Below are 8297 nucleotides of genomic sequence, written 5' to 3' on the forward strand. Positions count from 1 at the left end.
AGGTACGCCGCCGCGACAGCCAGCCGATCCACCGGACCGTCGACGAGTCCGCTGATCGAGGCGGCCGTGTCGGGTGCCGACCCCGCAGGCAGATCGAGGTTGAGACCGGTGCCGATCACCGCCACTCCGCCGTTCGCCGCCCCGTCGACGCCCGGCGTCAGCCGGAACTCCGACAGAATCCCCGACAGCTTGCCGCCTCCGGGCACCAGGACGTCGTTGGGCCACTTGAGTTCGAGTTCGGCGCCCGCGACCTCACCGACCGCGTCGTAAACGGCCAGACCGGTCAGCAACGACAACCAGCCGAGGTGCGCGATCGCCTCGGGGCGCACCCGTACGGCCGCCGAGATCGCCAGCTGTCCGGGAGGCGTCTCCCAGACCCGCGCGTGCCGTCCGCGGCCGGACGTCTGGCGGCCGGAGATCAGAACTGTGCCGTCGATGTCGTCGCCGGCGTCGATCCGCGCCAGGAGGTCGGCGTTGGTGGATCCGGTCTCGTCGACCACCTCGACACGGTGCCATCGAGTGTCGACGAGTTCGGCGGCGAGCGACTGCTGGTCCGGCAGGTCAATTCCCATGAATCAGCACTGTACGGGCCCCTTCGGTGAAGGCCCTCACACCGGTCATATCGGAGTGAGATGCAATGTGAGGATATTCTCACATTCTCCCGGTGGTTGACCGAGCGCCCGCTCGGGAAGTTAGCATCGTTGTCCATGACCACTGCTTCGCGCGATGACGACGCTGCACCTGACATCCACACGACGGCCGGCAAGCTCGCCGACCTGCGCAACCGCCTGGCCGAAGCCGAGTTCCCCGTCGGCGAGGCCGCCGCGGAGAAGGTGCACGCCAAGGGCAAGCTGACCGCCCGCGAGCGCATCACCCACCTCCTCGATGAGGGCTCGTTCGTCGAGCTCGATGCGCTGGCCCGCCACCGCTCCACCAACTTCGGTCTGGCCGAGCGTCGGCCGATGGGCGACGGCGTCGTCACCGGTTACGGCACCGTCGACGGCCGCGAGGTCTGCGTCTTCAGCCAGGACGCAGCCGTCTTCGGCGGCAGCCTCGGCGAGGTCTACGGCGAGAAGATCGTCAAGGTCATGGACCTGGCGCTGAAGACCGGCCGCCCGTTGATCGGCATCAACGAGGGTGCAGGCGCCCGCATTCAGGAGGGCGTCGTCTCGCTCGCCCTGTACGGCGAGATCTTCGGCCGCAACGTTCGCGCCTCCGGCGTGATCCCCCAGATCTCCCTGATCATGGGCCCGAACGCCGGCGGACACGTCTACTCCCCCGCCCTCACCGACTTCGTGGTGATGGTCGACAAGACCAGCCAGATGTTCGTCACCGGCCCCGACGTCATCAAGACCGTCACCGGCGAGGACGTCACCCAGGAAGACCTGGGCGGCGCACACACGCACATGACCAAGTCCGGTGTGGCCCACTACGTCGGCCAGGACGAGGAAGACGCCCTCGAGTACGTCAAGGAGCTGCTGGGCTACCTGCCGAGCAACTGCCGGGCCGAGGCGCCGCGTCTGCCCGCACCGGAGCGCGTCGGAGCCATCGAGGACAACCTCACCGACGACGACATCGCGCTCGACACGATCATCCCGGACTCGCCGAACCAGCCGTACGACATGCACACGGTGATCCGGAACATCCTGGACGACGAGGAGTTCCTCGAGGTGCAGGCCGAGCGCGCGATGAACATCATCGTCGGCTTCGGCCGCGTCGACGGCCGCAGTGTCGGCATCGTCGCCAACCAGCCGACCCAGTTCGCCGGCTGCCTGGACATCGACGCCTCCGAGAAGGCCGCTCGCTTCGTCCGCACCTGCGACGCGTTCAACGTCCCGATCGTCACCCTGGTCGACGTCCCCGGCTTCCTGCCCGGCACCGAGCAGGAGTACAACGGCATCATTCGCCGCGGCGCCAAGCTGCTGTACGCCTATGGCGAGGCCACCGTCGGCAAGATCACCGTCATCACCCGCAAGGCGTACGGCGGCGCGTACGACGTCATGGGCTCCAAGCACATGGGCGCCGACGTCAACCTCGCATGGCCCACCGCGCAGATCGCCGTCATGGGCGCATCGGGCGCCGTCGGCTTCGTGTACCGCAGCCAGCTCAAGGCCGCCGAGGCCGCAGGCGACGACGTCGACGCGCTGCGCCTGGAACTGCAGCAGGAGTACGAGGACACCCTGGTGAACCCGTACGTCGCTGCCGAGCGCGGTTACGTCGACGCGGTGATCCCGCCGAGCCACACCCGCGGCCAGATCGCGAACGCGCTGAAGCTCCTGGAGCGCAAGCTGGTCCAGGTTCCGCCGAAGAAGCACGGCAACATCCCGCTGTGATCGTCCCGCGACCGAGAAAGGTGACACGCGCATGAGTGCAGACGTCCCTTCGACGAGCAGCGAAGAGCAGCCTGCCCGTCCGTTCCTGACCATCGTCGACGGCAACCCCACCGACGAAGAGCTGGCCGCCCTGGTCGGCGTCTTCGCCGCCGCGGGTGGCGGTGCCGGCGACAACGGCCCGCAGACCCGTGACGACTGGGGTCGTCCGGTCGACATGTTCCGGCAGACCTGGGGTCAGCCGGGCAGCTTCACCAACCGCGGCAGTTGGTGACCATCCCCCGGGACTCAGCTCCACCGACGACGACCGTCGTCCTCGGGTCGGCCTCGCCAGCACGCTTTCGCGTGCTGACGGGAGCCGGTCTGAGGCCGACGGTCGTCGTTTCGGATGTGGACGAGGACGCCCTGCTCGACGACTTGACCGGTGCCCCGCACGCCGACGTCGTCACCCGGCTCGCCGAGGCCAAGGCCGACGCCGTGACCGCCGCCGTCCTCGCGGGGGCGGCGCCCGGAGGCGAGGCGGACTGCGTGATCCTCACGTGCGATTCGATGCTGCTCACCGGCGGCGTCCTCGCGGGCAAGCCGCATACCGGGGAGGTCGCCGTCGCCCGTTGGAAGCAGATGCGCGGTACCGTCGGGCATCTCATCACCGGTCACTGCGTCCGGCGCGTGACCGACGGCGCCGTGGCGGCTTCGGTCAGCCGGAGCGAGACCACGGCCATTCGCTTCTCGGACGCTCCCGACCACGTCATCGCGAGCTACGCGGCCACCGGTGAACCGCTCGAGGTGGCCGGCGCGTTCACCCTGGACGGGCTCGGCGGATGGCTCATCGACGGCATCGACGGCGACCCGTCGTCAGTGCTCGGCATCAGCCTGCCGTTGGTGCGACGACTGCTGGCCGACGTCGGCGTCTGCGTCACCGACCTCTGGCAGGCCCCGTAACCGCGGGCCCCGCCCGTCAGTTCGCGAGCACCTGCGGCCAGTAGCGCTTGAGACAGTCGCCCGGTTGACCCTGCCGCTTCAGGTTGTCGGTGAAACCCGTCCACAGCGCCATCGCTCGCGCGGCCGAGGTTCCATGGCCCTGTCCCGGCTCGGCGTCGCCGATGCTGATGACCAGCGCTGCGGCCTGCGCCATCGACGTGAACGAGAGATCCTTGCGGCCGAAGACCGTTGCCGCCCAGTTGCCTGCGAAGCAGTCGGCGATGAGCTCGCTGTTGTCACCCGGAGGCCCCTCGTCGAGTCCGTAGGCCATCGCCAGTCGGTAGACCACGTTGTGCCCGTACTCGTGCGCGATGATCGTGGCCGCGCTGAAATCGCCGAGCATGATGCCCTTCGAGCCCATCAGCTTGCCCTGCCAGATGTCGGCGAAGGTGTCGACCGGCAGGATCACCGATCCCTTGCGTTTGGTCCCGCCGCCGTCGGGCTGGGTGTCACGCGGACAGAAGAAGGCGTTCGGGAAGTTGCTCGGGATGCCGTCCTGCAGACCTTCCTCGTCGTCGTCGAAACACTCGCTGCGGAACTTGTCGCCCGAGGCGATCAGCGCGCGACCGGCGGACGCCTCCTCGATGTTGAGCTGCGAGAACCAGTCCTGCCAGACCACCTCGAGGTCGTCGAGCACCGCGGTCATGTACTTCGGGACCAGCGACGCGTCGTTGGAGTCGTCGACGCCGGACGGCGCGAGGCGCTTGGCGGAGTACACCGGCAGTTCCGGGCACTCGGTGGCGCTGCAGTGCTCGGGAGTCTTCGGAATCGCCCGGGTGGGAGTGCCGTCAGTTCCGCAACCCGACAGGAACAGCACCCCGGCGACCATCATCGAGACCACGGCGGTTCCCCGGCCCATGCTCGGCATTCCCCATCCAGACATGAAGAGAAGCTAACACCGATACCGCGATCCGTACCCGTTACGTCATTCGTCCGATTGGTTCGGGCGGTGAGCCGAACACGGCTCCGCCATTACCGGTCCACCGCACACCCTGTCGACCCGCGTCCGTATGCTAGACACGCACACCGGTATCGGTGCGCGGAGAAATCAGCAGAGGCGGGAGACCCTCAGTGACTGTGGAATTCGATCCGAACCCGGCATTCGCCAACTTCGCGCATCCGGAGCGCCTGGTGACCACCGAATGGTTGTCGGCGCACCTCGGCGCCCCCGGGTTGAAGATCATCGAGTCGGACGAGGACGTGCTCCTGTACGACATCGGACACATTCCGACGGCACAGAAGGTCGACTGGCACCTCCACCTCAACGATCCGGTCACGCGCGACTACATCAACGGTGAGCAGTTCGCCGAGTTGATGCGCGAGAAGGGCATCAACCGCGACGACACGGTCGTCATTTACGGCGACAAGAGCAACTGGTGGGCCGCGTACGCCCTCTGGGTGTTCACTCTGTTCGGGCACGAGGACGTCCGCCTGCTCGACGGCGGCCGCGACGCCTGGATGGACGAGCAGCGCGACACCTCGTTCGACGTGCCGGTGTACCCGCCGTCGGACTACCCCGTCGTGGAGCGCGACGACTCGGTGATCCGCGCCTACGCCGACGCCGTCCTCGCCGAACTGGGTACCACCCCGCTGATCGATGTGCGTTCCCCGCAGGAGTACACCGGCGAACGGACCCACATGCCCGACTACCCGCAGGAAGGCGCACTGCGCGGCGGGCACATCCCGACCGCCGTGTCGATCCCCTGGGCCAAGGCCGCCGCCCCCGACAGCCGGTTCCGCAAGCGCAGTGAACTGGAAGAGGTGTACGCGGGCCTGGACCCGAAGGCCGCGACCATCGCGTACTGCCGTATCGGAGAGCGCTCCAGCCACACCTGGTTCGTGCTCACCTACCTGCTCGGCTTCGAGAACGTTCGCAACTACGACGGCTCGTGGACCGAGTGGGGCAACCGCGTCCGCGTCCCGATCGTCATGGGCGAAGAGCCCGGCACCGTCGACAACGGCTGACCGAACACAACGGCTGACCGAACACCAGGGCCGACCGAACAGCAGGCCTGACCGAGACAGAAGGACCGCATGACGCTGCCCGCCGCACTCGCCGAGATCGTCTCGGACTTCGCCGAGCTGGCCGACTCCGACAAGGTGACCCTCCTGCTGGAGTTCTCCCGTGAACTCCCGGAGCTGCCCGAGTCGCTCCAGGTGGAGGCGATGGAACCGGTGCCGGAATGTCAGTCACCGATCTTCCTGTCGGTCGACGCGTCCGATGCCTCCGCGGTGCGCCTGTACTTCAGCGCTCCGCCGGAGGCCCCGACCACCCGCGGATTCGCGTCGATCCTCCACGAGGGACTCGACGGTGCCACCGCGGCCGAGATCACCGACGTTCCGCATGACTTCTTCCACGACCTCGGGCTGGCGTCGGTGATCAGTCCGCTCCGCCTGAACGGTATGGCCGGCATGCTGGCCAGGATCAAGCGTCAGGTCGCAGAGCAGACCGCATTGTGAATTCACCCCGCCTGCAATGGATTTCCTCCAGATACTAGACGCGCCGATCGAGCCCGGGGGCCTCGTCGAGTGGATCCCGGTGGTCCCGGGCGGCCTCGGCAGCTGGCGGCGAGACGCCCGCGAGACCTCGCACAACCACGAGCACCATCTGCGATCGGCGTTCGAGTATCGGGCGCGCACTCATCGCGAAGGCGGCCGCGAGTCGTGGCTCGGAGTCTCTATCGACTTCGACGAGCCGATGTCGGTTCCCTCGGTGCGCGCAGCGGTGGTCGCGTACATCAACCGCCACGAGGTACTGCGCAGTCACGTGGTCCTCAAGGCCGACCACGACGGGCGCTACCGCACCGAGCGCTACAGCACCGACCGCGACACCGTGCATGTCAAGATGACGCGCGTCGGTTGGTACACCGAGCGGTCTCTGCTGCTGGAGCAGATCGCCGGGTCGTTCGATCGCGCGACCGCGCCGCTGCACTGGCCCGCGTATCGCTTCGCCACGGTGGCGCGCCCTCGCAGCTTCACCCTGCTGTTGGCCGCGGACCACTCCCTGGTCGACGGCTACTCCTTGGTCACCGCCCAGTACGAGCTCACCGAGCTGTATCGAGCGGCACGAGACCGTCGTCCGTCCCGACTCGAGCCGGCAGGCAGCTACCTGGACTTCAGTGACGCAGAGCGACGCGCGACCGACGCCGAGGGCGCCGACCACCCCGCCGCCGTCGCCTGGGCGCATTTCATCGCACCCCACGGCGGCGAGTTCCCACCAACTCCCTTGCTCGACGAACTCCCGGCTGCGCCGTCGGTCGCACCGACGGTGATCGACCATCGCCCGGCCGGCGGAACTGCCGAAGCCGCGCCACCGCAACCGTTCCAACTGTCGCGCACGTCGCTTCTGCTCGACGATGCGCACGCGCGCCGATTCGAGGCCTTCTGCGCAGAGTCGGGCGCGAGCGTGGTCGGCGGCGTCCTCGGCGCGCTGGCGGTGGCCCTGCACCAGACGACGAACGCCGACGAGTTCATCGCCATCATGCCGAGGCACACGCGTACCGACCGGTCCTGGCTGCATTCGCTCGGGTGGTTCGTCGGATTGGCACCCCTCACCATCGACGTGCACGATTCGCCCGATTTAGCCGAAGCGGCCCGCCGCGGGAGTGACGAACTACGCAAAAAGAAGCATGCCGGGGCACTCCCCTTCCTTCGTGTGGCTGATCTCATAGGCGTCCGCGGCCATCCCCGCATGGTCGTCTCGTACATGGACACCCGTGCGACCCCGCGCGCCGACGTCGCCGACGCAGGTACCGCACACGTCCTACGCAGCCATTCTTATGCCGACGACGAGGTTTACGTCTGGGTCAACCGCACCCCGGGCGGCTTCCGCCTCCATGCGCGCTATCCCGCGGAGGGTTCCCGGCGCGTACCGGATTTCCTTGACCTTTTCGCCCGCTTACTCGCGAGTAGTTCGAAAGACGGGTAAACCAATTCCTGACTTCGTGACATCCCTCGCACCGAGCATTCGCTCGGTGCGATAATCTGAGTCGCGGAAATCACGTTGACCGCCCAGGTGCGATCTACGTGCGAGATGCCACGCGCGGGACCCCCGCTCGAGACGCAGCCCGTCGACCCCGGATGGTGAACACCGTCCCCGACAACGGACCCGCCTGCCGGCGGTGCCACAGGAGTGCCAGTGACCAGTTCCGCTGAGATCAGCAAGACGACCATCAAGAAGGTCCTCATCGCGAACCGCGGTGAGATCGCCGTTCGAGTCATCCGCGCCGCCAAGGACGCGGGCATCGCCAGCGTGGCCGTGTACGCCGAGCCCGACGCCGACGCCCTGTTCGTGCAGTTGGCCGACGAGGCCTTCGCGCTGGGCGGTCAGACCTCGGCAGAGTCGTACCTGGTGTTCGAGAAGCTGCTCGACGCCGCTGCCAAGTCCGGCGCCGACGCGATCCACCCCGGCTACGGCTTCCTCTCCGAGAACGCCGAGTTCGCTCAGGCCGTGATCGACGCGGGCCTCACCTGGATCGGCCCCCCGCCGTCGGCCATCCGCGACCTGGGCGACAAGGTCACCGCACGCCACATCGCCGAGCGCGCCAGCGCCCCGATGGCCGCAGGCACCAAGGACCCGGTCTCGGGCGCCCACGAGGTCGTCGAGTTCGCCAAGAAGTACGGCGTGCCCGTCGCCATCAAGGCCGCCTTCGGCGGCGGCGGTCGCGGCATGAAGGTCGCCCACACCGTCGAAGAGATCCCCGAGCTGTTCGAGTCGGCCACCCGCGAAGCCGTCGCAGCCTTCGGTCGCGGCGAGTGCTTCGTCGAGCAGTACCTCGACAAGGCCCGTCACGTCGAGGCCCAGGTCATCGCCGATCAGCACGGCAACGTCGTCGTCGCGGGCACCCGCGACTGCTCGCTGCAGCGCCGCTTCCAGAAGCTCGTCGAGGAGGCCCCCGCGCCGTTCCTGACCGAGGAGCAGCGTCGCCGCATCCACAGCTCCGCCAAGGACATCTGCCGCGAAGCCGGCTACTACGGTGCGGGCAC

General features: G+C 67.9%; 9 protein-coding genes. 7 read left to right on the forward strand and 2 right to left on the reverse strand.

All coding sequences use genetic code 11. The features are described from left to right. Window positions 1-572, reverse strand: a 572-nt coding sequence (locus GX543_RS09760; protein WP_290851648.1) for a biotin--[acetyl-CoA-carboxylase] ligase, incomplete at its 3' end; no start/stop codon positions are given. Between the two features lie 135 nt (window positions 573-707). Between GX543_RS09760 and GX543_RS09765 the strand changes: the two genes are divergently transcribed. The 3 genes from GX543_RS09765 to GX543_RS09775 are packed head-to-tail and all read left to right on the forward strand — an operon-like array spanning window position 708 to window position 3272. After that, window positions 708-2333, forward strand: a complete 1626-nt coding sequence (locus tag GX543_RS09765) for an acyl-CoA carboxylase subunit beta (protein WP_290851649.1) — start codon at window positions 708-710, stop codon at window positions 2331-2333. Between the two features lie 31 nt (window positions 2334-2364). Further along, window positions 2365-2604, forward strand: coding sequence for an acyl-CoA carboxylase subunit epsilon (locus tag GX543_RS09770; RefSeq protein WP_290851651.1), 240 nt, complete (start codon window positions 2365-2367; stop codon window positions 2602-2604). Between the two features lie 2 nt (window positions 2605-2606). After that, entirely contained in the window at window positions 2607-3272 is a 666-nt protein-coding gene (locus tag GX543_RS09775) for a nucleoside triphosphate pyrophosphatase (RefSeq protein ID WP_290851659.1), read from the forward strand. A gap of 16 nt (window positions 3273-3288) precedes the next feature. Here GX543_RS09775 and GX543_RS09780 read toward each other — a convergent pair whose 3' ends face one another. Further along, window positions 3289-4194, reverse strand: coding sequence for a metalloprotease-like protein (locus GX543_RS09780; RefSeq protein ID WP_290851652.1), 906 nt, complete (start codon window positions 4192-4194; stop codon window positions 3289-3291). Window positions 4195-4382: 188 nt separating this feature from the next. On the opposite strand from GX543_RS09780, the gene GX543_RS09785 reads away from it, so the two are divergent. From GX543_RS09785 to GX543_RS09800, 4 genes are all read left to right on the forward strand, one after another. Then, complete coding sequence (locus GX543_RS09785; protein WP_290851653.1) at window positions 4383-5276, forward strand: sulfurtransferase; 894 nt, start codon at window positions 4383-4385, stop codon at window positions 5274-5276. A 69-nt stretch (window positions 5277-5345) separates the two neighbouring features. Beyond that, window positions 5346-5771 carry a SufE family protein gene (locus GX543_RS09790; RefSeq protein ID WP_290851655.1) on the forward strand — a complete coding sequence of 142 codons (426 nt, stop codon included), beginning with the start codon at window positions 5346-5348 and terminating at the stop codon, window positions 5769-5771. Between the two features lie 16 nt (window positions 5772-5787). Continuing rightward, window positions 5788-7239 carry a condensation domain-containing protein gene (locus tag GX543_RS09795; protein WP_290851656.1) on the forward strand — a complete coding sequence of 484 codons (1452 nt, stop codon included), beginning with the start codon at window positions 5788-5790 and terminating at the stop codon, window positions 7237-7239. Between the two features lie 204 nt (window positions 7240-7443). Next, window positions 7444-8297: biotin carboxylase N-terminal domain-containing protein (locus GX543_RS09800; protein ID WP_290851657.1), on the forward strand; the 854-nt coding region annotated here is incomplete at its 3' end.

The sequence above is a fragment of the Gordonia sp. (in: high G+C Gram-positive bacteria) genome (genome assembly GCF_012515855.1).
Lineage (GTDB): Bacteria > Actinomycetota > Actinomycetes > Mycobacteriales > Mycobacteriaceae > Gordonia.

What these genes read in the sequence shown, in the direction of transcription:
- GX543_RS09765 (WP_290851649.1), top strand. Translation starts at nt 708, where the DNA reads ATGACCACTGCTTCGCGCGATGACGACGCTGCACCTGACATCCACACG.
- GX543_RS09770 (WP_290851651.1), top strand. Translation starts at nt 2,365, where the DNA reads ATGAGTGCAGACGTCCCTTCGACGAGCAGCGAAGAGCAGCCTGCCCGT.
- GX543_RS09780 (WP_290851652.1), bottom strand. Translation starts at nt 4,194, where the DNA reads ATGTCTGGATGGGGAATGCCGAGCATGGGCCGGGGAACCGCCGTGGTC.
- GX543_RS09790 (WP_290851655.1), top strand. Translation starts at nt 5,346, where the DNA reads ATGACGCTGCCCGCCGCACTCGCCGAGATCGTCTCGGACTTCGCCGAG.
- GX543_RS09795 (WP_290851656.1), top strand. Translation starts at nt 5,788, where the DNA reads ATGGATTTCCTCCAGATACTAGACGCGCCGATCGAGCCCGGGGGCCTC.